The sequence below is a fragment of the Phenylobacterium sp. genome, assembly GCF_019636135.1.
Classification (GTDB): Bacteria; Pseudomonadota; Alphaproteobacteria; order Caulobacterales; family Caulobacteraceae; genus Phenylobacterium.
This window is the reverse complement of the sequence record NZ_JAHBYD010000019.1, coordinates 78,336-103,729: the sequence shown is the minus strand read 5'-3', so window position 1 is coordinate 103,729 and position 25,394 is coordinate 78,336. Positions and strand designations below refer to the sequence as shown.

Below are 25,394 nucleotides of genomic sequence, written 5' to 3'. Positions count from 1 at the left end.
CGGAGGAGTTCAGACGTGCGCCTGCGCGAAGCCCGCTATCCGCCCGTGACCGACGCCGAGCTCACCGACCTGCAGCGCGAGGTGCTGGAGCTGGTGACGCCGCGTGCGCGGCCGCTGAACCTGTTCCGCACCGTGCTGCGCGCCCCGGCGGCGATGCGCAGCCTGCTGGCGCTGGGCGCCTACATCACCTCGCAGGCCAACGACCTCCCGCGACGCGAGAAGGAGCTGGTGATCCTGCGCATCGCCTTCCTTTGCCGCGCCGGCTACGGCTGGGCGCAGCATCAGGCCCTCGCCCTCCACGCGGGCCTCGGCGCCGAGGAGATCGCGCGGGTGAAGCTGGGCCCGGCGGCGTCCGAGTGGCGCGACGCCGACCGCGCGCTGCTGCGCGCCTGCGACGAACTGCACGCCGACCAGTTCGTGCGCCCGGCGAGCTGGGCCGACCTCTGCCGCCATTTCTCCGACAAGCAGCGGATGGACCTCGTCTTCACCGCCGGCCACTACACCCAGACCTGCATGATCCTGAACACCTTCGGCGTCCAACCCGAACCCGCCCTGGCCGTCGACCCGGACCTGTCCTTGCCGCAAGACTGAGACGTCCGGCCGTCGTGGCCGCGGCGCCCCTCGCCGGTAGGCTTCGGCGACACCTAGCGCGCCGCGGTCGAAGGCCAAGGCAGCAGCAGGGTCGCTTCCAGGCCACCGCCGGGGTGGTTCCGCAGCACGAGTTCGGCGCCGTTCTGGGCGGCGAGGCGGCGTGCGATCGCCAGGCCCAGGCCAGAGCCGCCGGTTTCGCGCGAGCGCGACTCCTCCAGGCGCACGAAGGGCCGGAAGAGCTCCTCGATGCGATCCTCTGGGATGCCGGGGCCATGGTCGCGGATGCGAACCGCGACGCCGCCGCGGCCGCGTTCGGACGCGACCTCGGCCGAGCCGCCGTACTTCACGGCGTTGTCGACCAGGTTCTCCAGGCAACGGCGCAGGGCCAGCGGGCGCGCGAGGACGTCGATCGCCTCGCGATGCGTCAGCACCACCTGGCGGCCGGCGTCCTGGGCGTCCTCCACCAGGCTCTCCAGGAGGGAGGCGAGGTCCAGCGGCACGAGGGGCTCGACCGCCTGTTCGCTGCGCGCCAGCTCCAGGCCCTCGCGGACCAGGTCGTGCATCGCCTGCACGTCGCCGATCAGCGCGTCACGCAAGGCGGGCTCGGCCACCTTGTCGAGCCGCAGCCGCAGGCGGGTCAGCGGCGTCTGCAGGTCGTGGGCGATGGCGGCCAGCATCTGGGTGCGCTCGGCGAGGTGGCGCTTCAGGTCGGCCTGCATGCGGTCGAAGGCGGTGGCGGCCTCGCGGACCTCGTAGGGGCCGGTCGGGCCCTCATAGGCGTGGTCGAGGTTGCGGCCGAGCGCGCGGGCGGCGCGGGCGAGCGCGTTCAGCGGCCGCGCCGCGACGAGGGCCACGACGAACGACAGGCCGAGCGCGGCCAGCGCCAGGACGCCCAGGAACAGCGGGTCCAGGCCGACCGCGTCGTCGCGTTGCAGGGGAGGGGTGTCGACCGAGAGCCGGATCGGCGCGCCGTCCTCGAGCCGGCCCGTCACCAGCCAGCACTGCGGCGGCTGGAGCGTCCGGTCGGGCTGGCGTTGCATCGGGATGCGGCCCGGCCGATGGAAGCAGGTCTCGAAGTCGACCTTCTGCGCGTTGGCCTGCGCGGCGGCGCCGAGGCGTTCGGTCAGCAGCCGGGTCAGCGCCACGTCGCTCGGCGCGGTCGTGGTCGCGAGGGTGGCGCGCACGCCGGCCGCGCCCTCGCGCGCCAGGCGCGTGCGCTCCGGCTCGGGCGCGCGCCCCAACTGCTCCCAGACGTACTGGGTGCGGTCGGCCACGCCCTCCAGCCGCAATTGGTCGACCTCGGCCCGGCGTCGGCCGTCGGCCAGGGTCAGCGCCAGCAGCGCCGAGAGCACGATGCCCACGAGCAGGATCAGGAAGATCCGGCCCGCCATCGAGTCCACGAAGCGGAACAGCGGCTTCATTCGAGGATGACGGGCGAGGCCAGGACGTAGCCTTCGGACCGGACGGTCTTCACGAGGCTGGGCGAGCGGGGATCGTCGCCGAGCTTCTGGCGCAGCCGGCTCACCTGCAGGTCGATCGCACGGTCCTCGCCCTGGCGGACCGCGCCCAGGGCCAGCAACTGCTCGCGGCTCAGTACGCGGTTGGCGTGGTCGACCAGGACGCGGAGCAGGCGGAACTCGGCGCCGGACAGCACCACGGTCCGGCCGGCGGGATCGATGAGGTGGCGGTGCTCGAAGTCGAGCGTCCAGTCCGAGAAGCGGGCCCGCCTGGCGTCCAGCGGCTCCATGTTCGACGGCAGCGCGCGCGTGCGGCGAAGCACGCTGCGGATGCGCGCGAGCAGCTCGCGCGGCTCGAACGGCTTGGCGAGGTAGTCGTCGGCGCCCATCTCCAGGCCCAGCACGCGGTCGATGGGCTCGCCCCGCGCGGTCAGCATGATGATCGGGATCGCGGACGTGGTGCGCAGCTCGCGGCAGAGGGCGAGGCCGTCCTCCTTCGGCAGGTTGAGGTCCAGCACGATCAGGTCGACCGCCGCGCGGCCCAGCGCCTTGCGCATCTCCGCGCCATCCTGGGCGGTGGAGACCCTGTAGCCCGCCGCGGCCAGGCGCTCCGCCAGCAGCGCGCGGATCTCGCGGTCGTCGTCGACGACGAGCAGGTGGTCGGGCTGGGCGTCCATGCCGCCATTCTGCCGGGCAAGCCGTCACGGCGGGAAAGTTTCTTGTGCCGAAGTCGCGCGTTCCCGCCGCACGACACACAGCGACACAAACTCCCGCTCGGCCGACACAGTGGGACACCGCCCGGACGATCCGCCGCCACACGCGAGGCCGAAGACCAGCCTCGATGAAAACGCGTGTGCGAGACATGAAGATCGATCGTCGGAAAGCGGCCGTCATCCTGGCGGCCATCGTGCTGGCCCTGGTCCTGGGTTTCGGGGTCAAGGCCCTCCTCTTCGGCAAGGACGGGCCGAAGCCGGTCACGGCGACCGTCGCCGTGGGCAACGTCGAGCAGACGGTGATGGCGACGGGTTCGCTGGAGCCTGTGAAGCTGGTCAGCGTCGGCGCGCAGGTGACGGGGCAGATCCAGAAGCTGCACGTCGTCCTGGGCCAGACGGTCGCCAAGGGCCAGCTCATCGCCGAGATCGACTCGGCGCCGCAGGAGAACGCCCTGCAGACCGCGCAGGCGGACCTGGCGAACATCCGCGCGCAGCGGGCGCAGCTCGACGCCAACCTGGCGCAGAGCCAGCTCGCCTACACGCGCCAGCAGACGATGCTGTCGGCGGACGCCACGTCGCGGGCCGACTTCGAGGCGGCCGAGGCCGCGCTGAAGGCGGCGCGTTCGCAGGTCGCGGCCAACGCGGCCCAGATCCAGAAGGCCGCCGTGGCCGTGGAGACGGCGAAGCTCAACCTGAGCTACACGCGCATCGTGGCCCCGATCGACGGCACGGTGGTGGCGATCGTCACCGAGGAGGGCCAGACGGTCAGCGCCCAGCAGTCCGCGCCCACCATCATCAAGCTGGGCCAGCTCGACACCATGACCGTGAAGGCCGAGGTCTCGGAGGCCGACGTCATCAAGGTGCATGCGGGCCAGAGCGCGTACTTCACCGTGTTGGGCGACGCGAACCGTCGTTACACCGGGACGCTGCGCACCGTGGAGCCGGCGCCCGAGACCATCGAGACCGAGGACAGCGTCACCAACGTCAGCGCCTCGTCGTCGGCCATCTACTACAACGCCCTCTTCGACGTGCCGAACACGGACGGGCGGCTGCGCACCTTCATGACCGCGCAGGTGAGCATCGTGCTGGGCCGCGCCAGCAACGTGCTGACCATCCCGTCCGCGGCGCTGGGCTCGGCCGGCGCCGACGGGGCCTACGCCGTCCAGGTGATGGACGACCACGGCGGAATCGCGCCGCGCAAGGTCCGCATCGGCCTGAACGACGGCTCGCACGCCGAGGTGAAGTCCGGCCTGAAGGCCGGCGAGCAGGTCGTGTTGGCGCAGACGGCGGCGAAGACCAGCGGACCGAACGGCGGGGCTCCCGGCGGCATGCGCCGGGGCATGGGCGGGCTGGGCGGCCTGTGACCATGGCCGAGCCTCTGATCGAAGTCCGGGGACTGCGCCGGGAGTTCCCGGCCGGGGACGGCGTCCTGACCGTGCTGAAGGATGTCGACCTGACCATCCAGGCCGGCGAGATGGTGGCCATCATCGGCGCATCGGGCTCGGGCAAGTCGACGCTGATGAACATCCTGGGCTGCCTGGACCGGCCCACCGCGGGCGTCTACCGCGTCGCCGGCCGCTCCACCGCCGAGCTCGGGCCCGACGAACTGGCCGAACTGCGCCGGGAGTATTTCGGCTTCATCTTCCAGCGCTACCAACTGCTGGGCGACCTGCCGGCGGTGGCCAACGTCGAGGTGCCCGCGATCTACGCCGGCGTGTCCCGCGAGGCGCGTCACGAGCGCGCCGCGGGCCTGCTGGCGCGGCTGGGGCTGGCGGACCGCCTGGACCACCGCCCGGGCCAGCTCTCGGGCGGCCAGCAGCAGCGCGTCTCCATCGCACGCGCGCTGATGAACGGCGGCGACATCGTGCTGGCCGACGAGCCCACCGGCGCCCTCGACACCCGCAGCGGCGAGGAGGTGATGCGGATCCTGAAGGACCTCAACCGCGAGGGCCGCACCATCATCATCGTCACCCACGACCACGCGGTGGCCGCGCACTGCGACCGCATCATCGAGATCCGCGACGGCGAGATCGTCTCGGACAAGCGCAGCGCCGAGCCGCAGGCGCGGCCGGCCCCGACGCCGGCCGTCGCCGCGCCGGGCGAGGGCGTGCTGAACGCCGCCGCCGACCGGTTCCGCGAAGCGTTCCGCATGGCGCTGCTGGCCATGAACGCGCACCGGCTGCGCACCTTCCTGACCATGCTCGGCATCATCATCGGCATCGCCTCGGTGGTGTCGGTGGTGGCGCTGGGCGAGGGCTCGCGCCGCCAGGTGCTGCAGCAGATCAGCTCCATCGGCACCAACACGCTCGACATCATGCCGGGCAAGAACTTCGGCGACATGCGCTCGGGCGCCGTGCGCACCCTGGTCGTCTCCGACGCCGAGGCGCTGGCGCAGCAGCCCTACGTCGACAGCGTCACGCCGGCGGTGCAGTCGAGCGGCACGCTCCGCTTCGGCAACGTCGCGGCCACCGGCACGGTCTACGGCGTCGGCGAGCAGTACTTCCGCGTGCGCGGGCTTAAGCTGGCCGAGGGCCGGCTGTTCGACGCCTCGGATGTGAAGGCCTACGCCCAGTCGGTCGTCATCGACGACAACACGCTGAAGACCCTGTTCCCCGGCCGCACGACCGCGCCGCTGGGCGAGGTGATCCTGATCGGCGACATGCCGGCGCGGATCGTGGGCGTGCTGCAGAAGTCGTCGGGCGGCATCGGCCCGGGCGCGGGCGGCGACAGCCTCTCGGTCTACCTGCCCTACACCTCGCTGCAGGCCCGCCTGCTGGGCGAGACCAACCTGCGCAGCATCACCGTGCGGGTTCGCGACGACACCGACAGCCAGGTCGCGCAGTCGGCGGTGACCGACCTGCTCAGCCGGCGTCACGGGACGCAGGACTTCTTCATCGTCAACACCGACCAGATCCGCCAGACGATCACGTCGACGACCGAGACCATGACCGTGCTGATCGCGGCCATCGCTGTGATCTCGCTGATCGTGGGCGGCATCGGGGTGATGAACATCATGCTGGTGTCCGTCACTGAGCGGACCGGCGAGATCGGGGTGCGGATCGCGGTCGGCGCGCGGCAGAGCGACGTGCTCCAGCAGTTCCTGGTGGAGGCGGTGCTGGTCTGCCTGCTGGGCGGGACCATCGGCGTGGTCCTGGCGCTGGCCTTCGGCGTCGTCTTCAGCCTCTTCCCCTCCGGCTTCACCCTGGCGTTCTCGCCGCTGTCGATCCTGGCGGCGTTCGCCTGCTCAACCCTCATCGGCGTGGTCTTCGGCTACCTGCCGGCCCGCAATGCGGCCCGGCTGGACCCGGTGGTCGCCCTGGCTCGAGACTGATGCGCAAGTTCCTGACCCTTCTCCTGTGCGCCACCGCGATCAGCGGCTGCGCCACCACCAGCCGCTACACGACCCCGCAGGTCCAGCTCCCGGCGCAGTATGCGCAGGGCTCCGGGCCGGCCGCGTCCGCCGGCCAGGCGCAGGACCGCTGGTGGGAGGCGTTCGGCGACGCGCGCCTGACCGCCCTGGTCGACAAGGTGCTGGCCCAGAACAACAACCTGGCCGCCGCCACCATCCTGGTGCGCCGGGCGCAGTTGCAGGCGGGGCTGGCCTCCGACGCCCTGCTGCCGCACGCCGACGCGGGCGCGAGTTCGTCGGTCGGAAGCGGCCAGAGCGACCAGCACAGCGCCAGCGCCTCGGTCTCGTGGGAGATCGACCTGTTCGGCCGCCTGGGCGCCGAGCGCGACGCGGCGCGCTGGGAGGCGCGCGCCACGGCTGAGGACCTGGCCGCCACGCGGCTCTCGCTGATCGGCACGACCCTCGACCTCTACTGGCAGCTTGCCCAGCTCAACGAGCAGATCGCGCTCGGCGAAAGCAGCGTCGGCTATGCGCAGGACATCCTGAAGCTGGTGACCACGCAGCGGGCGGCCGGCGCCGTCTCGGCCATCGAGCTCAACGAGGCGCGCCAGAGCGTCGAGAGCCAGAAGGCGGGCCTGGAGGCGCTGAACCAGTCCCGGACCGAGACGCGCACGGCGCTGGCCATGCTGCTCGGCCAGTCGGCCTGGAGCGAGGCGGACGAGCCGACGGCGCTGTCGCGCGCCGCATTGCCCGAGGTGAGGGAAGGCCTGCCGGCCGAACTGCTGTCGCGCCGGCCCGACGTGCGGGCCGCGGAACTGCGCCTGCGCGAGGGGCTCTCCACGGTCGACGCCGACCGGGCGAGCTTCTACCCCAGCCTGACGCTGACCGGTTCGGCGGGCGGGTCGAGCACCCAGCTTTCGAACGTGCTCGCCAATCCGGTGGCGGCGCTGGGGGTGGGGATCAACCTGCCGTTCCTGAACCTCAACCAGTTGAACCTGCAACTGAAGGTGTCGAAGGCCGACTACGAGCGCTCGGTCATCCTCTTCCGCCAGACCCTGCTGGAGGCGTTCGGCGACGTGGAGAACGCGCTCTCGGCCCAGACGCGCCTGGCGTCCCAGGGCCGGAGCCTGGACGCGGCGTTGCAGGCGGCGCGCGAGGCCGAGCGGCTCTACGGCGTGCGCTACCGCGCCGGCGCCGTGCCTCTGCGGACCTACCTGGACGCCCAGGAGCAGTTGCGGACGGCCGAGCGGTCGGCCCTGCAGAACCGCCTCGACCAGCTCCAGGCCCGCGCCACGCTCTACGAGGCGCTGGGCGGCGGCTAGCTAGGCCGTGCGCCGTCCTCGGCCCCGATCACGTCGCGCGGCGCGGCGACGCAGATCATGAGCACTGGCGGCTCGGGCCGGCGCCAACGGGCTGATGTGAGGGTGGAAGCTCACGCTCCTGGTGTCGCCGCGTTGGAGGGCAGCACCATTTCGATGGTCAAGCCCCCGGACCCTGACCGCGCGGCGATCTCGCCACCGTGGGCGCGCACGATGGCGGCCACCATGCTGAGCCCCAGGCCATGCCCGACCCCCGAGCGCGCAGGCGGACCAGCCGCTCGAAGACGCGCGCCTGATCCGCGGCCGCGATGCCGGGTCCGGTGTCTGACAGCGAGAGCACAGCGCCGGCGGATGTGCGCCGGAGCCTCAGGGTCGCCCGGGTCCCCGCCGGGGTGTGGGCGATCAGGTTGTCCAGCAGGTTCGCCACCGCCCGCTGCAGCAGGATCTCGTCGCCTGAGACGGTCGCGGTCTCCAGGTCGACGGCGAGGCTGACACGGGCGGTCTCCAGCGCCGGCTCATAGGCGTCGGCGATCTTCCGTATGGCCTCGGCCAGGCGCACCGGCCTGAAGCGCGTGCGGCTGGCCTGGCCCTCGACCTCTGAGATGGCGAGCAGGCCGGCGAACAGGTCCAGCGCGTCGTCCGCCTCTTCAAGCGCCGCATCCAGCCGCTCGCGATAGAGCGCAGGGTCTGTCGTCGCGGCCGCGAGCTCGATGCTGTGGCGCAGGCGGGTCAGGGGCGTGCGGAGGTCGTGGGCGATGTCGCTGGAGACCTGGCGCAGGTTCTCCATGAGGGCGGTGATGCGGTCCAGCATGCGGTTCAGCTCGACGGCGAGCTCGTCGAACTCGGAGTCGCCGCGATGGGCGGGCATCCGGCGCGACAGGTCGCCGTCCATGATCGCGCGCGCCGAGTCGCGGATCGACGCGAGCCGCAGCCGGACGATCTGGCCGAAGCCGGCGACCGTGGCCGCCAGGATGAGGAGCACCAGGATGAACTCGACGGCGAACATCCGCTTCAGCGCCCTGTCGGTCTCGCGCACCGCCGCGCGGTCGGCGAACACCACCAGCCGGCCCTCGTTCCCCAGCGCGACGTTCATCGCCTGGGCCTTGCCGGCCGAGCCGTCGGCCCGCCGGAAGCGGAGGAACTCGCTCCAGCCGGGCGGCGGCATGTCGGCGGCGATCTTCCCCGCCACCCTCCGGCCCGCGGCGTCGACCACGATGTAGCCCATTCCGGAACCCTGGGGCGGCAGGTCCGCGAGATAGCCCGTGATCCCGAGCGGCCCGTAGGCGTCGCGGATCTTCACCACCTGCACGACGCGGTCGAACCCGCTGTTGCGGTAGACCATCTGCAGCGACGTGGTCTCCAGTTCGATCCGATGATCCAACTGCCGCTCGATCTCGTGGTGGACCATCCTGATGGTCACGGCGTTGACCCCCGCGATGACGATGGCGGCCGTCACGATGGCGACGATCCCGAGGCCCAGGACGCTGCGCGGCGCGAACCTAGCGATCATCTGGGGCCAGGATATAACCCGAGCCGCGCACCGTGCGGATCGGCTGGGTCGCAAAGCCCTCGCTCAGCTTGGCCCGCAGGCGGCTCATGTGGCTCTCGACGATGTTGGTCCTGGGGTCGAAGCCGAGGTTCCAGACCCGATCCAGCAGCATGGTTCGCGTGACCACCCGGTCGGGGTTGCGCATCAACTGCTCGAGCAGGCTGAACTCGCGCGGCTGCAGGTCGATGTGACGGCCGCCCCTGCGGACTTCGCGCCGATGGACGTCCATTTCCAGATCGCCGACGCGAAGCACCGCGGCCGCCTCGGCAAGCGGCGGGCGCCGGGCGAGGGCGGTGATGCGCGCGGCGAGTTCGGCGAAGGCGAAAGGCTTCACCAGGTAGTCGTCGGCGCCGGCCTGGAGCCCAACGACGCGATCCTCGACCCGGGCCAGCGCGGTGAGCATGATGGTCGGGGTTTGGCAGCCGTGGGCGCGAACCTGCGTGAGCACCGTCAGGCCATCCATGCCGCGAACCATCCGGTCCAGCACGAGGATGTCGAAAGGGCGATCCAGCGCCTCGCGCAACGCGTTCTCACCGGCCGTGTGAACGCTCACGCAGTGGCCGGCCTCCTCCAGGCCCTGCGCCACGAAAGCCGACGTCTTCGGGTCGTCCTCGAGCAGGAGGATGTTCATCCGGCGACCTTGGCCGACGCGGCGAACATTACCGCAACATTGGGGCTCTTATACAACTTCCCAACCTTCCAAGTTTCGGGATGAGCCGCTCCGTCGGGCGGGATTAGCATCCAGAGAATGATAATCGTTCTTAGGATCGCGCGGTCAACAGGCCCCGGCCAGATCGGCACGCCCGAGCCTGGGGCATCGCAGCATGGGAGCCGCGCCTCCATCGCGCCGCGCGCCGCAAGGGTGCGCCGATGAGAGGCCTGGCCGGGCGTCAGGAACGGGCGGCGCCGCCGCTTCCGGCGGGCCGACGCGCCGGGTCGAAACTCCTCGAGTCCTGCCGCCGCGCGGGCTTGCGGTTGACCCCCCGCCGTCAGGCGTTGCTCGTGGTGTTCGAGGAAGCGGACGGGCCGATCTGTGTCGAGGCGTTCCACGATCGTCTGGTCGCGAAGGGGCTGCGAACGTCACGATCGACGCTCTACAAGTTCATCGCCGACCTGCTCGAGGCCGGGGTGGTGATGGAGATCCTGACCCGGGACCGCCGCCACTACGTCGTCGCCGACCTGGCCTGACGCCGTTCGCCGGCCGCGGCCGGGAAGCCCTGTGGCGGGCGGGAATTTCGCGCGAACCGGGTCCGAACATTACCGGCACATTGGGGTTTCTATACAAATTCCCAACCTAGGGCTTCCTGGCTGGACCGGCCGGCAACGGAAGCTATCAGGCCGCGAATGATAATCGTTCGCATGTAGCGGGCGGAGCATGGCTGCTGGGGATATCCGATATGAGACTGACGAGTTCGACGGGCGTGCGCAGCGTTGCGCGCGGCGCCTTCAACGCCGCCGCGGTCGCGGGGTTGGCGGGCATGGGCCTCGTACCTGCCCACGCGCTGGCCGCGGAGGCTGACGGCGCCGGCGCGGCGCCCGCCACCGAGGTCAGCGGCGTCGACGTCGAGGCGGCGAAAAAGGACGCCCAGTCGCCCAAGATCACGGCCCCGCTGCGCGACACGCCCAAGTCGATTTCGGTCATCCCGCAGGAGCTGATCCAGAGCACGGGCTCCACCAGCCTGGTGGAAGCCCTGCGCACCGTCCCCGGCATCACCTTCGGCGCCGGCGAGGGCGGCAACCCGGTCGGCGACCGGCCCTTCCTGCGCGGCTACGACGCCCAGTCCAGCACCTTCGTCGACGGCCTGCGCGACATCGGCGCCCAGTCGCGCGAGGTGTTCAACACCGAGAGCGTCGAGGTCATCAAGGGCGCCAGCGGCGCCTATGCCGGCCGCGGCGGCGCCGGCGGCGGCATCTACATCAACAACAAGGTCCCGAACCGCACGGATTCGATCGCCGCCAGCGTCGGCGTCGGCACGGCCGACTACAAGCGCGCCACGCTCGACGTGAACCACGTGATCGCCGAGGGCGTGGCCGTGCGCCTGAACGCCATGGTCCACGACGCGGGCGTCGCCGGCCGCGACGCGGTCAACAACCAGCGCTGGGGCGTGGCGCCGTCGATCGCCTTCGGCCTGGGCGGCCCCACCCGGGCGACGATCAGCTACTACCACCTGCAGTCCGACGACGTGCCGGACACGGGCATCCCGTACAACAACCCCACCTTCAACGCCCGCACCGACGGCCGCCCGCGCATCCTGACGGCCGGCGACGGCCGCCCGGTGAAGGTCGACCGCAGCAACTGGTATGGCGTGAAGGACCGCGATTTCCGCAAGGAGAACGTGGACATGGCCACCGTGCGGCTGGAACACGACTTCAGCGGCAACCTGCACTTCCGCAACACGACCCGCTACTCGGAGTCGAAGCAGGATTACCTGTGGACCCAGCCCGACGACAGCCAGGGCAACCTCTACTACGGCCTGGTCTGGCGGCGTCACAACAGCCGGGTCTCGACGGTCGAGTCGATCATCAACCAGACGGATCTCTACGGGACCTTCGAGACCGGCGGAATCACGCACAACTTCGCCACCGGCATCGAGATCTCACGCGAGGAGAGCGAGAACGACAGCTACATCCTCTCCTACAACGGCGCGCTGTCGGCGACCTTCAACCGCTGCTCGGCGGCGGCCATCGCCGTCTATTCCTGCACCGACCTCTACAACCCCAACCCCAACGACCCCTTCCTGGGGGTGATCAGCCGGTCGAACAACCCGACCAACGCGCGCACCGACACCAAGTCGATCTACGCGTTCGACACCATCATCATCAACGAACAGTGGCAGGTGAACCTGGGCGCCCGCTATGATCGCTACGACGCCAAGTTCGTCAGCGCCCGCGCCACCACCACGCCCTTCGCCCGCAGCACGTTCGAGCGCACCGACAACCTCTTCAACTACCAGGGCGCGGTGGTCTACAAGCCGGTCGCCGCGGCCGCCCTCTATGTGTCGTTCGCCACCTCGGCCACGCCGGCCGGCAACGCCCTGTCGCAGGGCAGCGATCCCAGCGCGCTCTCCAGCGCCATCAACGCCAACCTGAACCCGGAGAGGAACAAGACCCTCGAGGCCGGCGCCAAGTGGGACGTGTTCGGCGGCAAGCTCAGCCTGACCAGCGCGGTGTTCGAGATCAACACCACCAACGTGCGCATCACCCAGGCCGACGGCACGGTCGCCACGGCCGGCAAGCGCCGGGTGCGCGGCTTCGAGGTCGGCGCCTCGGGTTCCATCACCGACAAGTGGGACGTGTTCGGCGGGTACACCTATCTCGACGCCGTCCTGGTGCGGAACGGTGGTGCGGGCGCAGCCGCCGGCCTGACCGATGGCCAGCCCTTCCCCAACACGCCCAGGAACAGCCTGTCGCTGTGGACCACCTATGAGGTCATGCCGCGACTGACCGTCGGCGGCGGCGCCAACTACATGGCCAAGGTGAAGGGCAGCACCAACCCGAACCTGCAGAAGTTCGTGCCGTCCTACTGGCGCTTCGACGCGACCGCGTCCTACGTCATCAACGACAAGCTGACGGCCCAGCTCAACATCCAGAACCTGACGGACAAGACCTACTTCACCCAGGCCTATCCGACCCACTACGCCACCATCGCGCCGGGCCGTTCTGCGGTCGTGACGCTGAACGCCAAGTTCTGAGCTGCTGCTCGCGCTCAGACCGCGCGCCGCGACGGGGTCCCCCGCCGTCGCGGCGCGTACTTCTTTTCCGGGAGGGGCGCTTGACCGAGCCCGCTTTTGACGTGAACGAACTGGGCGCAGCCGACGTCGCCGCCGCCATGGCCCGGCCGCCGCACGAGGCGACGGCCTGGCTGCGCACGGTCGCCGAAGCCGGCGTGGCGGAGGCCCAGGTCCAGCTCGGCCAGCGCCGGCTGGACGGGGTCGGCGCTCCGGCGAACCCCGCCGAGGGCCTGCTGTGGTTCCTGAAGGCCGCCCGGACCGGCCACCCGATGGCGCTCAACATGGCGGGGCGCTGTTACGAGAACGGTTGGGGCACGGCGATCAACATGCCTCTGGCCGCCCAGTTCTTCCGCCGCGCCGCCCACGCCGGCTCCGACTGGGGCATGTACAACTACGCCACCCGCCTGATGCTGGGCGAGGGCGTGCCCGCCGATCGGCCCGCCGCCTTCGCCTGGTTCAGGAAGGCCGCCGCCCTGGGCCACGCCAAGGCGATCAACATCGTGGGCGGCTTCCACGAGGACGGCTGGGAGACGCCCCGCGACCTCGCCGCCGCCCGCGCCTGCTATCGTCAATCCGCCGCGCTCGGCGACTTCCGCGGCCAGTTCAACTTCGGCCGTGTCCTGGCGGCCGAGGGCGAGGTCCAGGCGGCCCTCGATTGGTTCGAGCAGTCCGGGCGCGGCGCCACACCGGCGTTCCGGGGCAAGGTCTGCGCCTTCCTCCGCACGGCCCCGGTCGAGGCCTATCGGCGCCTGGCCGACAGGCTGGAGGCGATCCCGCAATGATGCTGCATGTGCCGGGCGTGCTGACCGCGGACCAGGTCAGGGCCTGCCGGGCGTCCCTGGACGCCGCCGCCTGGGTCGACGGCAACCTCACCTCGGGACCGCAGGCCGCCATGGCCAAGCGCAACCTGCAGCTCCCGCAGGATGATCCGGCCGCGATCGACGTGGGCCGCGCCATCGTCGAGGCGCTGAACGCCAATCCGCTGTTCGTCTCGGCCGCCCTGCCGCGGACGATCCTGCCGCCGCTGTTCAACCGCTACGGCGGTGGCCACGGGTTCGGCGACCACATCGACAACGCGATCCGGCGCAACCCCGCCACCGGCGGCATGATCCGCACCGACCTGTCGGCGACGCTCTTCCTGTCCGAGCCCGAGGACTACGACGGCGGCGAGCTCACCGTCGACGACACCTACGGCAGCCACATCGTCAAGCTGCCGGCCGGCGACCTGATCCTCTACCCGGCGTCTTCGATCCACCGCGTCACGGCGATCACCCGCGGCGAGCGGGTCGCCAGCTTCTTCTGGATCCAGAGCCTGGTCCGCGACGACGCCCGTCGTCGCCTGCTGTTCGACATGGACCTGGCTGTCCAGGAGGTGTCCCGGGCCATGGGCCCGGAGGCGGCGCCGGTCGTCAGCCTCACCGGCGCCTACCACAACCTCCTGCGGAACTGGGCTGAGGTCTGATCTCGCACCAAGGCGAAGCCGCGGAGCGGGCGGGGCTGACCCGTCAGGCCGACATGGCCGTGTGGACTTGAATATATCGTGTCACGATATATATGAACTTCAGTCTGGCTCATTTCGCCAATGGCCAGAGCGAGGCGGTCCGGCCGTATCCCCCTATCCATGGCCGGGCCGCCGTACCGGCATCGTGGCGGGCGTCGTGTCCGACGTCCTCCAGACCGGCCGCTCTCGCGCGCCGCAAGAATGGGTCGGGCGCACACCCTCGGCCCACCTCTTCCCCGCTCCCGTCCTACGCTGTCGCGAAGGCGTTCCCCAGCGCGGCCAGGAGGGCGGCGTTGTAGCGCCGGCCCATGGGCGTCGGCGCGACGTTGAACCCGTGGAAGGCGCCGGGATACACGTGCAGCTCCGTGGGAACGCCGGCCGCGATCAACCGGCGGGCATAGGCGATGTCCTCGTCGACGAAGAGGTCGATGGCGCCGACGGCGATGAAGGCCGGCGGCAGGCCGCCAAGGTCCCGCACGCGCGCCGGAACCGACCCGGGAGGCACGCGCGCCGACCCGGCCGGGACGCCGAGCAGCGACGTCCAGCCGAACCGGTTGTCCGCGGCGCGCCAGAGGATCCGGCCGATGTGGGGCGCCGTGGGCTGCGTGCTGCCGGTGCGGTCGTCCAGCATGGGATAGGTGAGCGCCTGGAAGACCAGCGGGACCTCGCCGCGCTGCCGGGCGGCGATCGCCAGCATCGCGGCGTGGCCGCCCCCGGCGCTCTCGCCCATGACGGCGAGGCGGCGCGGGTCGACGCCTAACTCGGCTGCGTTCCTCTGCACCCACCTCAGGGCGGCGTAGTTGTCTTCGAGCGCCCCCGGGAAACGGGTCTCGGGCGCCAGGCGGTAGTCCACGGTCACGATGACGCAGCCGAGCGATCGCGCGATGTCCTGCAATGTGCGCAAGCCGCTTCGGGCCGATCCGGTGACGAAGCCGCCCCCGTGGGTGTGCAGGATCGCGGGCTTCCCCGTCCCGCCGCCGTTGACGACGAACACGCGCACGTCGGGCGCTCCGGCGGGGCCTGGAACGATCCGCTCGACCACGGACGGCGATGCGGCCGGCTCGGCGGCGAAACGCGTGTCGGGCCGGCGCCGCTCCGCGAGGTTCTCCCGGCTGATCGGCGGCAACGCCGCCATTTCCCGGATCAGGGGGAAGTATGGCGCGTATTCGGGCGCCACGACGCGCAACGGATCGTCCGGCGCGGGCAGGCCCTGCGCGCGCGCCGGGGCCGGCGCCCACAGGCTGGCGAAGCCCGCCCCCAACGCGGCGGACAGGGCGCGTCGCGACGTCTTCGCCACGGCGTCATGGTCCATGATGCTGTTCCCCGCGCCCCGGTTCAGAACCTGGCGTCGAGCGAGACGCCGATCACGCGGAAGGCCTCGGGCCCGAACGACTGCACGAAGCCGTTCGTCTCCCCGAGCTGGCCGGCCAGCGGTTGCGCCAGGGTGAGGTAGGGCGCGCGCTCGTCGAAGAGGTTGCGCACGTAGATCGCCCCGCCGAAGCGCCCGTCGGTGGTCCGCGCGCCGATGCGGCCGCCGACGACCAGGTGCTTGCCGGTCGAGTTCAGCGGATCGAAGCCCTGCCCGTAGTAGATGCGCGTCGTGTAGACGAGGTCGCCCTGGACGAAGCCCTCCAGGCCATCGGTCAGCCGCGCACGATAGTCGAAACTGCCCGTCGCCTTGAACTTCGGCACGCCGGAAAGGCGCGTTCCGGCCGCGTCCTGCGCCGTCCCGCCGGTGACCGGGAAGCACCCTTGCGCCGCCGTCTGCCGCTGCGAGCAGGCCACCAGGTAGCCCTTGCCGTAGCTGGCGTCGGTGTAGATCGCGCCCAGGGTGACCGACAGGTCGTCGCTGACCCGCCCGAAGAGGTCGGCCTGGACGCCCTTGGTCGTCAGCGACGGGGCGTTGCCGAACACGTACCCCGGCAGTTGCGGGTTGTAGTACTGGGTCTGGAAGTCGGTGATCCGGGTGCGGAAGGCCGCCAGGTTGAGCGCGATGCGCCCGTCCAGCAGCTCGGACTTCAGGCCCAGTTCCCAGGCTTTCGGCACTTCCGGGCGGATGATCAGGGGCAGCGTGGGGCTGGCCGCCTGGTCGTTGATCGCCGGGCCCTTGTAGCCGCGGTTGTAGGTCAGGTAGGCCATCGCCGCGTCGCTCACGTCGTACTGCGCGCCGAGGCGGTAGGACACGCTGTCGTCCCTGGCCGACCCCTGGATCGGCAGCAGGGACCCGAACGCGTTCAGGGCGCCCGGATGGACCACCCGCGTCGTGGACGCCCGCAGCTCCTCGCGGTTCAGGCGCAGCCCGGCGATGATCCGCAGGTCGTCCGTCGCGTGCAGCGTCGCCTGGCCGAAGGCCGCATAGCTGCGGCTGCGCGCCTCGGTGGCGAAGTCCTGGCCCAGGGTGAGCGGGGCCGGCAGCAGGCCCAGCCCACCGGCCTGCTCGCCGGTGTAGTCCTGGTTGCTGTTGAAATAGTAGAGGCCCGCCACGTACTCGAGCCGGCCGCCCGACGGCGACGTGATCCGCAGCTCCTGGCTGAAGTTGCGCACCCGCGCCGTGCCGCCGTTGAGGTCGAGGATGTTCAGCAGGGTGCTGTCCGCGTCGCCGCCGCCCGCCTGGTCGTAGCCGCGGAAGGCCGTCAGCGACGTGAGCGTCAGGTCGCCGAGCGTCCAGTCCGCCTGGCCGGACACGCCCCAGGCCTCGCTCTTCGAATTGTTGCCGCCGCCGATGCAGGTCTCGTTGTTGTCGCGGCTCACCGTGACGCCGCAGGCCGCGAGCTGGGCGCTCAGCGTGCTCCCGGGGGTCGCAAGGTAGACGGAGAAGAGGTTGCCGCCCTTGTTCAGGACGCGGCTGTAGTCGCCGATCAGGTTCACCGTCACGTCCTGCGACGGCCGCCACAGGAGGCGGGCGCGGCCGTTGGTGGCCTCCTCGTTGTTCCAGCTATCGTTCGGCAGGTTGTGGATGCGCTGCGGCTTGCGCACATAGGACGCCGTCAGCCGCAGCGCCGCGTCCGCGCCGAGGGGAAGGTTGGACATCAGTTGCGCGGTTCGGCTGGCGCGCTCGCCCACCTCGACGTGGGCGCTGCCGGCGAAGGCGCCCGGATCGGGCGCGTTGGAGACCAGGTTGATCACGCCCGCCGAGGCGTTGCGGCCGAACAGCGTGCCCTGCGGCCCCGGCAGCACCTCGACGCGCGCGACGTCGAACAGTTGCGGGGCGACCGGGCCGGCGTTCGCCAGCGAGACGCCGTCCAGGATGAAGCCGACGCTGGCCTCGGACGTGCGCGCGAACGAGAAGGTGCCGATCCCGCGGATGCGCAACTGGTCGACGCCGGTGCTCAGCGCCGGGACGGCCCGCGACAGGTCGACGGCGCTGGTGATGCCCTGCTGCGCCATCTGGTTCTCGCCGACCACGGTGACGGCCACCGGCACGTCCTGCAGCCGCTCGGTCCGCTTGGCCGCGGTGACGACGAGCTCGTTCACCGTCGTCTCGTCGGCGGCGCAGGCCGCCGACGCCATCGCCGCCAGGCTGCACCCGGCCATCAACGCCACGAACTGAGCGCGCATTTCGGTTTCCCCCTCGTGTCTCTCGTTTTCCGAGCTTGGCCGAACCTAGGCCCGGAAAAAACATGCTGACAAGTCTGTTTGTTTGTTTCAGGTTGAAAAACGTACAAGGCAGTCTGTAACTGTCGGCGTCGGCGGGATCGCGCCGCCGCTCAGTGACGATCCGGGGTGATCTTGCGCAGTCCGACGAAAGCCACGTGCGCCACACCTGCCGCGGCGCGGTCCACGAAGCCGCCGCCGAAGCGGCCCCGGCGCACCCAGGCCGAACGGACCGCCACCACGCGGCGGAAGCTGATCGAAGCGGCGATCGAGATCCTGGCGGAGAGCGGCTACGGCGCCGCCAGCACCACGGCGGTGGCCGATCGCGCGGGCGTCAGCCGCGGGTCGATCTTCCACAACTTCCCGAGCAAGGCCGACCTGATGCTCGCGGTCCTCGACCACGTGTTCGAGGAGGACGTCAAGTTCTACGACCAGCACCTCGAGGGCGTGTCGTCCGGGCGCGAGTACGCCCGGATCATGAGCCGGATCAGTTGGGAGGTGTTCTCCGGCCCGCGCGGCATCGCGGTCCTGCAGATCCAGCTTGGCGGCGCGGCCGACCCGGAGTTGAAGCCGCGGCTGCCCAAGGGCCTGCTGCAGGTCAGCCAGCGCGCCGCGGACTCGCAGCAGCGCCGCTATCCCGTCGGTCCGGCGATGAAACAACTGCGGACCGCCTCGAGCCGCGTCCACGTCGCCGCGCTGCGCGGCCTGACGATGGGCCTGATCGCGGGGGAGAAGCCCGAGGACCTGGCCGCGGAACTCGAGCTGCTGCAGCGCTACGCCCAGTTCGCGCAGGACGTCCTGGCGCCCCAGGCGGCCGCCAGGGACCGGGCCGAGCGCGAGAAGGGCGAAACCTGACAGCCGCTCCGGCCGGCCAGCCGGTTTCATGTTCGGCCCACAGAGCCGAGGGGAGGATACGATGGACGACGGCCCGTGGCGGACGCGGTGGCGCAGAGGTCTCTGCGCCGGCCTCCTGGCGATCGCCCTGGCGGGCGGCGCAGCGGCGGCCGAGCCCGGCGCGCCCATTGTCGCCACGCGCAGCGGCGCCGTCGCCGGCGCCCGGACGGACGGCGTCGAGGCCTTCCGGGCGATCCCCTACGCGCAGCCGCCGGTCGGCGACCTGCGCTGGCGGCCGCCGCAGCCGCCGCGCGCCTGGCGCGGCGTCCGCCCGGCGACGACGCCCGGCCATATCTGCGTCCAGCCGGCGAGCACGAAGATCCCCGGCGTCCAGAGCGAGGACTGCCTGACCCTCGACGTCTTCACCGCGGCGCGCGGGGCCGGGAAGCCCGCGCCGGTGCTGGTCTGGATCCACGGCGGCGGGTTCACCGGCGGCACGGGCGTGACCCCGGAGGTCGACGGCAGGGCCTTCGCCGAATCGGGGGTCGTCCTCGTCAACATCAACTACCGCCTGGGCCGCCTCGGCTTCTTCGCCCATCCCGCGCTGACGAAGGAGGCCGGCGGCCGGCCCGGCGCCAACTTCGGGCTCATGGACCAGATCGCGGCGCTGAAGTGGGTGCGCGCCAACATCGCCGCGTTCGGCGGCGATCCCCGGCAGGTGACGATCGCGGGCGGGTCGGCCGGCGGGGCCTCGGTGCTGGCGCTGATGATCTCGCCGCCGGCCCGCGGCCTCTTCCACCGTGCGGTCGTGCAGTCGGGCCTGGGCCGGGAACGCACCCTGGACCTCGCCGGCGCCGAGCGGCTCGGCGCGGCGCTGGCCGCGCGTTGGGGCGCGCCCGCCGCTTCCGGCCCGAAGGCGCTGCGGGCGGCGCCGGTCGAGCGTATCCTGGCGGCGGAGGACGCGGACTCGAACTTCGGGGTCCTGAATGGCGAGTTCCCGATCATCGACGGCTGGGTGATGCCGACCTCGACGCTTGCGGCGTTCGAGGCCGGTCGCGAGGCGCGCGTCCCGCTGCTCATCGGGGCGATGGAACTCGAAGTTCCGCCCGGCGTGCAGCCGAGCATCCTCAAGGCGCGCATTCCGGCCTATGACCGCCTGCCCGCCGACCTGAAGGCGGTCTATCCGGACCCCGACCGCTACGCCGCCCTTCTGCCCTCGGACGTGATCTTCGTGGAGCCTTCGGTGAAGCTGGCCGCCCTGCACGCGTCCCGCGCGCCCACCTGGGTCTATCGCTTCGGCGTCGCCGCCGAGACGCTGCAGAAGATGCTCGGCGGCGCGGTGCATGGCACCGAGGGGCCCTACGTCTTCCGGACCTACGACGTCTCGGCGATCCCGATCGAGCCTCGCGCCCGCGCGGCGGGCGAAGCGGTACACGCCTACTGGGCGGCGTTCGTGCGGAACGGAGACCCGAACGGCGCGGGCCGCCCGGCGTGGCCGCGTTTCGCGGCCGACCGGATCATGACGTTCACCAACGCGGGTCCGCGTCCGGGGCGCGACCCCGCAGCCGATCGGCTGAAGGCGGTCGGCGCGGCGCTGGAGGCCGGCCGGCTGCCCCGCCTGGTGGAGCCCCGCTCCGCCGCCGCCGCGCCGGACTGAGGCCATGATGCGTTGCGCACCCTCCCTCACGGCCCTCGCCGCGGCGCTGGCCTGGGCATCCGCCGGACAGGCCGAGGTCGTCCGCGTCGACATCGAATCGCGCACCCCGATCCCGGGGACCTTCGGCGAAGCCGGCGCCTACGAGCTGGTCACCGGGCGCTACCTCGGCGAACTGGACCCGAGGGACGCGAGGAACGCGATCATCACGGACCTGGCGCTCGCGCCCCGCAACGCCCGCGGGCGCGTCGAATATTCCGCGACCTTCGCCCTGGCCAAGCCGCTCGACATGACGAGAGCCAGCGGCGTGCTCTTCTACGACACGCCGAACCGCGGCAACGGCGTGGCCCGCGGGGATCCTGACGGCCACCTCCACCTCATCAGCGGCTGGCAGGGCGACATTCCACCCGCCGCCGGCGTCCAGAGCGCGACCGTGCCCGTGGCGCGCCACCCGGACGGTTCGCCCGTAACCGGCCCGGTGCTCGTCCGCATCGTGGATCCGCCGCGGGGCGCGACCTCCGTGCCCCTGACCGGCGGGCTCGGGGCCGGCGTGCCGCGGCCCGAGCCCCTCTCGCTCGACACGCGGAAGGCCAGGCTGGTCCGCAAGCACCGCGACGATACCCGCGGCGCCGTCGTCGCCGCCCGCGACTGGGCGTTCGGCGATTGCCGGCGCGCGCCATTCCCCGGCGCGCCGGATCCCCACCGGCTCTGCCTGAAGGGGGGCTTCGACCCTACGTTCGCCTACGAGCTCACCTACACGGCCAAGGACCCGCCGGTCCTCGGCGTCGGCTTTGCGGCGGTTCGCGACCTGGTCGCCTTCCTGCGTGACGCGCCGGGCGCGGCGGACACGCCCAACCCCGTGCGGGGCCAGGTCCGCTGGACGATCGCCACCGGCGTCTCGCAGTCGGGCAACTTCCTGCGCAGCTTCATCCACCTCGGCTTCAATCAGGCCGAGGATGGGCGGCGCGTGTTCGATGCGGCCGTGCCGCAGATCGCTGCGCGCCAGGTTCCCCTCAACCTCCGTTTCGGCGTCCCCGGCGGGGCCGCGAACCTCTACGAGCCCGGCAGCGACGGCGTGCTCTGGTGGGGCATGCACGACGCCGCCGCCCGCGGGCGGGGACGGACCAGCCTGCTCGCGCGGTGCGACGCCTCGGCCACCTGCCCCAGGATCGTGGAGATCTTCGGCTCGGCCGAGTTCTGGGGCCTGCGCATGTCCCCCGATCTCGTGGGCTTCGACGCCAAGGCCGATATCCCGCTGCCGCGGAACGTCCGGCGCTACTACCTGCCTTCGGTGACCCACGGCGGCGGTTCGGGCGGCTTCGCGCTCGCGCCGCCGCCGCCGCCGAACGGCTGCAGCCCGCCCGCCGATCCGAACCCGTCGAGCGACACCGTGCGGGCGCTCATCCAGGCGACGGTGGCCTGGGTGCGGTACGATACGCCCCCGCCGGCCAGCCGCTATCCGACCCTGGCGAACGGCGATCTCGTCCCGCCCGAGGCGGTCGCGGCGGGCTTTCCCCGCATTCCGGGGGCGCCGTCGCCGACCGGCAAGCTCAATCCCCTGCTGATCTACGACTTCGGCCCGCGCTTCCGCGCCGACGACCTGTCCGGCGTCATCGACAAGGCGCCGCCGCCGATCCGCCGCGAGGCCCCGAGCCTCGTGCCGCGCATCGACGCCGACGGCAACGAGACCTCCGGCGTCCGCTCCGCGCAGCTCCAGGCCCCGCTCGGGACGTACCTCGGATGGAACGTGCAGGCCCAAGGCCATGGCGCAGGGCAGGCCTGCGGCTTTCAGGGCGGCTTCATCCCGTTCGCGACGACGAAGGCCGAACGCCTCGCCACGGGCGATCCCCGGCCCTCTCTCGAAGAGCGCTACGGAACGCATGACCGGTTCGTCGCCCACGTGCGAGCGGCGGCCGACTCCCTCGTGCGGGAGGGCTTCCTCCTGCCGCGCGATGCCGCCCGCATCGTCGGCCAGGCCGAGGCGAGCAGCGTCCTCGTCAGGGCGTCCCGCTGAGGCGTCCCTTGTCGCTGCTTTGCCCAACGTCGCCGCAGCGCAGGCGCAGTCTTGTTCGACTCGGTCCGGCAACTCCAGTTGTAAATCTGGCCATAACGCGCTGAAAGCGAGTTTTCCTCTCGCTTCGACCTGCCTCAGCCTGGACTCCGCGCCACGACAAGTTGCAATGTCATGGAGGAAGCGAGCGCGCGACGGGTGATCGCATTGCCACTTCAGGGGGGCGCAGATGGGGATCGCTGAACTTGCGGCCGTTGCTGTGGCGACGGCCATGCCGTTCCTTGGCCAGGTGGCCAACGGCGCGGCCGAGAAGCTTGGTCAGAAAGCCGTCGAGACGAGTGGGCAGGTGGCCGGATGGATCCGACTCCGCGCCCGTGGTGAGACCGCCGTCGCGCTGGCAGAGCTCGAAGCCAAGTCCGGCGATACGGAAGTCCAGGCGCGGCTCGAAGCGGCGCTGGTTCAGCAACTGGAGGCATCCCCCGAGGAGGTCGCGGAGCTCCAGACGATCCTGCAGGTCGGTCCCGTCATCAATGTCGACAACCGCGAAGGGCTGTTCAACACGGGCGCCATGACCGGGGTCGTCATCGGCTCGAACAACAGCATCAGGATCGGCAAATAGGCCTCACGCCGACGTCGAGCCCCGCACATGGACAAGCCTGAAGCCGCCACCCCCAAGGCGCCTGCGGGGGAGAAGGATGACCGCGCCCGGCCGCCGGACAGCGTCGAGCAGCTTGTCTCCGCGATCGAGTCGTTGCTCCCCCAGGACGGGGCGAACCGCGGGCTGCCGCAGGGGGCCCAGATCGTCATCAATTTCCATAACCAGGGCGGAGTATGGAATTCCGGCGTCGCCACCGGTGTGGTCGTCGGCTCGTCCGAGGTCGATATCGACATCGGCGCGAGGTCTGCCGCTCCGGGAGCCGCCGCGCCGGACGCCAGCGCGAGCGCAGAGGGCTGGTTCGACGCCCATGCCGACCTTGCCGAGCGAAGCCTCGCCATCGCGATCGCCTTCCTGCCGGGGGCGGATCTGACAGCGATCCTCGCGGCCCGCGACCGCTTGGTCGAGCGACTTGCGCCAAAGGCCGAGGCCTCGAACGAGAATCCGTTCGGCAAGTCACGCTCGGCCCAGTTGCGCGCCGTCGAAGCGCGCCTTGAAACCCTGCCCTCCGACGAGGGCGAGGACGAGGAGCATGTTCGCTTCGAAGATCCGAACCGCTACGACCAGACCCGCCGCTACGTCTGGCAGGAGCTCATCGACGTCAGGCCTCGTCTGGTCAGGTGGGTGACTGAGCAAGCTCGCGTGGCGGATACGGAGACCGCGCTCGCCTTCGGTCTCGGTGTGGGATCGTGCGCGCCGTTCGCCTTCGCACCGTTGCTCGACGCGGTTATCGTGCCCTGGGTCGAGCAGCAGCCGACGGAGACGTCGTTGCTCGCCGCGGGGGAGGCGCTGGGCGCGGCCGTGCGCTCGTCGCCCCGCGCCAACGACCGCATCCGCACCCTCCTTCAGGCCTGGACGGGCCCCGATAGCCCCGGCGAGCGGACCGCCTGCGCCGTGCGGCTCTGCGGATCGTCCTGGGGTGTCGCGCAGTTGGAGGACGCCCTCGCTATCCTCCACCGCGCGGAGCAGCTCGATCCGGTCGGGATGTTCGGGCGGGTCCAGCGGGCCATCGACCTCTATTGGGCATGGGCCGCGCTCATCCCCGACACCGCGGAGACCGTCATGGATCAGTTGGCGAAGGGCCTTCGTCACTGGGACGAGGGGGACCGGCGCTCGATCGTGTGCGTGCTGCCCATGATCCATCTTGCGAACGCCCTTCGTGCGGAGATCGACTATCTGGCGGCCGAGCGCCCCGGCGAACGGCCTCTCCTGCTTCGGACAGCCTTCCAGCAAGGCGCAGCCTTCCGAGCCATCGCGGCGTGGTTCGAGCGCGGCTTGCGCAACCGTTCGACCCGAAAGTTCGTGGGGACTTCGCTGGACCACCTCCTGGAGCGCGCGCGGGCGCTCTCCGCGGCCGCGGCCTTCGAGGCCCTTGTCGAAGCGATGGCGGCCGCCGCGCCCGATGACGACGCGAAGGGCCGTATCCGCTTCTTCGGCGAGCGCCGTGGACGCGCCCTGCCCACCGGAATGCCTGGGGGAAGACGATGACGACGGACGATTCTGACAAGCCCGAACGCCCACTGATCGTAGAGCACAAGCAGAAGCTTCCCGAGCCCCAGGTGGGATGGGAGCTCATCGCCATCGGCAAGGGCGAGCCGACGCGCCTCAAAGACCACCGCCTGTCCATCAGCGAGCGCGTGTTCGGCGGATATTCCTTCGTCCAGGTCGACGTCGCCGAACACAGGTTGACGCAGACCAGGAAGGTTCCGACGCGGGTTCCGGGACTCTCCTTCGATGCAGCTCTCACGGCCCAGTACTGCATCGCCGATCCGGTCGTGGCCGTGAAGAGATCGACGCGTCTGGCGCGGGACACGATCACGGGCATCGTCTGGCCAAGGATCGAGGCGGCGAGCCGCGGCGCCGGAGCCGGCGGCTCGACGACCGGGGCTCAGGGCAAGTTGACGCTTGAGGACCTGGATCAGGCCCAGTCCCGGGTGGATCAAGCCTGCAAGGAACTCCTCAAGGACGAGCGGCTCGGGAAGCGGGGTCTCGAGTTGCTGGATCTAAGCGCCACTGTGAACTTCGATACGGAAACGGCGAAGCTGGCCGCAGCTATCGGGCTTTCAGGTTTGAAGATCGATGCGCAGCGGGCCGAAGGCGACGTGCAGGTGGACGCGCGCAAGCATTACGAGGCCTTGATCGCGGAAGGCCCGCGCCCGCTGTTCGCGGAGGTGATGCGCACCAATCCCGGGATGATAAGCGGCCTGCTCGAGCAGCTGTCGGCCGCGGAGCGCCAGCGCTACGAGAACGACATCTCGCTGATGCGTGAACTCTTCGCGGAAGGCCACATCGAGGGTCACCACCTTCCGCCAAACGTCCGAGACGAGTTCCTGCGGAGCGTACTGAACCGCGCCTCGCTGGGCGACATTCTCACGCTTGGGGTCTCCACAAAGCCCACCGTCCCGGCCGTCGAAGACGACTCGGGCAAGAGCTGAT

Annotated in this window: 20 protein-coding genes and 1 pseudogene; 14 read left to right on the top strand and 7 right to left on the bottom strand. The window is 71.0% G+C overall.

The window, feature by feature from the left end:
• Window positions 1-591, top strand: a 591-nt coding sequence (locus KF737_RS14480; RefSeq protein ID WP_296456076.1) for a carboxymuconolactone decarboxylase family protein, incomplete at its 5' end; no start/stop codon positions are given.
• A gap of 53 nt (window positions 592-644) precedes the next feature.
• Here the strand turns inward: KF737_RS14480 and KF737_RS14475 are convergent.
• Together KF737_RS14475 and KF737_RS14470 are read right to left on the bottom strand one after the other, a co-directional pair.
• Window positions 645-2,012 (bottom strand): ATP-binding protein, encoded by a 1,368-nt coding sequence (locus KF737_RS14475; protein WP_296456073.1) that lies wholly within the window; start codon window positions 2,010-2,012, stop codon window positions 645-647.
• Window positions 2,009-2,725 carry a response regulator transcription factor gene (locus KF737_RS14470; protein WP_296456070.1) on the bottom strand — a complete coding sequence of 239 codons (717 nt, stop codon included), beginning with the start codon at window positions 2,723-2,725 and terminating at the stop codon, window positions 2,009-2,011. Before KF737_RS14470 ends, KF737_RS14475 begins: the two co-directional genes overlap by 4 nt.
• Window positions 2,726-2,910: 185 nt before the next feature.
• On the opposite strand from KF737_RS14470, the gene KF737_RS14465 reads away from it, so the two are divergent.
• The 3 genes from KF737_RS14465 to KF737_RS14455 are packed head-to-tail and all read left to right on the top strand — an operon-like array spanning window position 2,911 to window position 7,432.
• The gene (locus tag KF737_RS14465) at window positions 2,911-4,125 is read left to right on the top strand and encodes an efflux RND transporter periplasmic adaptor subunit (RefSeq protein WP_296456068.1); all 1,215 of its coding nucleotides are present in this window, start codon (window positions 2,911-2,913) and stop codon (window positions 4,123-4,125) included.
• A gap of 2 nt (window positions 4,126-4,127) precedes the next feature.
• Window positions 4,128-6,092, top strand: a complete 1,965-nt coding sequence (locus tag KF737_RS14460; RefSeq protein WP_296456065.1) for a MacB family efflux pump subunit — start codon at window positions 4,128-4,130, stop codon at window positions 6,090-6,092.
• Window positions 6,092-7,432, top strand: coding sequence for an efflux transporter outer membrane subunit (locus KF737_RS14455; RefSeq protein WP_296456062.1), 1,341 nt, complete (start codon window positions 6,092-6,094; stop codon window positions 7,430-7,432). The genes KF737_RS14460 and KF737_RS14455 overlap by 1 nt, the downstream gene beginning before the upstream one ends.
• 110 nt (window positions 7,433-7,542) lie before the next feature.
• Here KF737_RS14455 and KF737_RS22480 read toward each other — a convergent pair whose 3' ends face one another.
• From KF737_RS22480 to KF737_RS14445, 3 genes and pseudogenes are all read right to left on the bottom strand, one after another.
• A complete protein-coding gene (locus KF737_RS22480) occupies window positions 7,543-7,656 on the bottom strand; it encodes a hypothetical protein (RefSeq protein ID WP_367273239.1) in 114 nt (37 codons plus the stop codon).
• A gap of 53 nt (window positions 7,657-7,709) precedes the next feature.
• Window positions 7,710-8,435, bottom strand: a pseudogene (locus tag KF737_RS22475) (sensor histidine kinase); the annotation flags it as partial.
• 493 nt (window positions 8,436-8,928) lie between these two features.
• Complete coding sequence (locus KF737_RS14445) at window positions 8,929-9,609, bottom strand: response regulator transcription factor (RefSeq protein WP_296456055.1); 681 nt, start codon at window positions 9,607-9,609, stop codon at window positions 8,929-8,931.
• Between the two features lie 344 nt (window positions 9,610-9,953).
• Here KF737_RS14445 and KF737_RS14440 point away from each other — a divergent pair, with 344 nt between their 5' ends.
• The 4 genes from KF737_RS14440 (at window position 9,954) to KF737_RS14425 (ending at window position 14,171) form a co-directional block, all read left to right on the top strand.
• Entirely contained in the window at window positions 9,954-10,166 is a 213-nt protein-coding gene (locus KF737_RS14440) for a hypothetical protein (RefSeq protein WP_296456052.1), read from the top strand.
• Window positions 10,167-10,375: 209 nt separating this feature from the next.
• Window positions 10,376-12,670 (top strand): TonB-dependent siderophore receptor, encoded by a 2,295-nt coding sequence (locus KF737_RS14435; protein ID WP_296456049.1) that lies wholly within the window; start codon window positions 10,376-10,378, stop codon window positions 12,668-12,670.
• An 80-nt stretch (window positions 12,671-12,750) separates the two neighbouring features.
• A complete protein-coding gene (locus tag KF737_RS14430) occupies window positions 12,751-13,491 on the top strand; it encodes a tetratricopeptide repeat protein (protein ID WP_296456047.1) in 741 nt (246 codons plus the stop codon).
• Window positions 13,488-14,171 carry a Fe2+-dependent dioxygenase gene (locus KF737_RS14425; protein WP_296456042.1) on the top strand — a complete coding sequence of 228 codons (684 nt, stop codon included), beginning with the start codon at window positions 13,488-13,490 and terminating at the stop codon, window positions 14,169-14,171. Before KF737_RS14430 ends, KF737_RS14425 begins: the two co-directional genes overlap by 4 nt.
• Window positions 14,172-14,457: 286 nt before the next feature.
• Here KF737_RS14425 and KF737_RS14420 read toward each other — a convergent pair whose 3' ends face one another.
• Both KF737_RS14420 and KF737_RS14415 read right to left on the bottom strand, forming a co-directional pair.
• Window positions 14,458-15,522 carry an alpha/beta hydrolase gene (locus KF737_RS14420; RefSeq protein WP_296456039.1) on the bottom strand — a complete coding sequence of 355 codons (1,065 nt, stop codon included), beginning with the start codon at window positions 15,520-15,522 and terminating at the stop codon, window positions 14,458-14,460.
• A 23-nt stretch (window positions 15,523-15,545) separates the two neighbouring features.
• Entirely contained in the window at window positions 15,546-17,768 is a 2,223-nt protein-coding gene (locus tag KF737_RS14415; protein WP_296456036.1) for a TonB-dependent receptor, read from the bottom strand.
• Window positions 17,769-17,939: 171 nt separating this feature from the next.
• Between KF737_RS14415 and KF737_RS14410 the strand changes: the two genes are divergently transcribed.
• From KF737_RS14410 to KF737_RS14385, 6 genes are all read left to right on the top strand, one after another.
• Window positions 17,940-18,659 carry a TetR/AcrR family transcriptional regulator gene (locus KF737_RS14410; protein ID WP_296456033.1) on the top strand — a complete coding sequence of 240 codons (720 nt, stop codon included), beginning with the start codon at window positions 17,940-17,942 and terminating at the stop codon, window positions 18,657-18,659.
• Between the two features lie 61 nt (window positions 18,660-18,720).
• Window positions 18,721-20,295 carry a carboxylesterase family protein gene (locus KF737_RS14405; RefSeq protein ID WP_296456030.1) on the top strand — a complete coding sequence of 525 codons (1,575 nt, stop codon included), beginning with the start codon at window positions 18,721-18,723 and terminating at the stop codon, window positions 20,293-20,295.
• A 4-nt stretch (window positions 20,296-20,299) separates the two neighbouring features.
• Entirely contained in the window at window positions 20,300-22,306 is a 2,007-nt protein-coding gene (locus KF737_RS14400) for an alpha/beta hydrolase domain-containing protein (RefSeq protein WP_296456028.1), read from the top strand.
• A gap of 226 nt (window positions 22,307-22,532) precedes the next feature.
• The gene (locus tag KF737_RS14395) at window positions 22,533-22,922 is read left to right on the top strand and encodes a hypothetical protein (protein ID WP_296456024.1); all 390 of its coding nucleotides are present in this window, start codon (window positions 22,533-22,535) and stop codon (window positions 22,920-22,922) included.
• Window positions 22,923-22,949: 27 nt separating this feature from the next.
• Complete coding sequence (locus KF737_RS14390; RefSeq protein WP_296456021.1) at window positions 22,950-24,446, top strand: hypothetical protein; 1,497 nt, start codon at window positions 22,950-22,952, stop codon at window positions 24,444-24,446.
• Window positions 24,443-25,393, top strand: a complete 951-nt coding sequence (locus tag KF737_RS14385; protein ID WP_296456018.1) for a hypothetical protein — start codon at window positions 24,443-24,445, stop codon at window positions 25,391-25,393. The genes KF737_RS14390 and KF737_RS14385 overlap by 4 nt, the downstream gene beginning before the upstream one ends.
• Window position 25,394 lies beyond the last annotated feature (1 nt).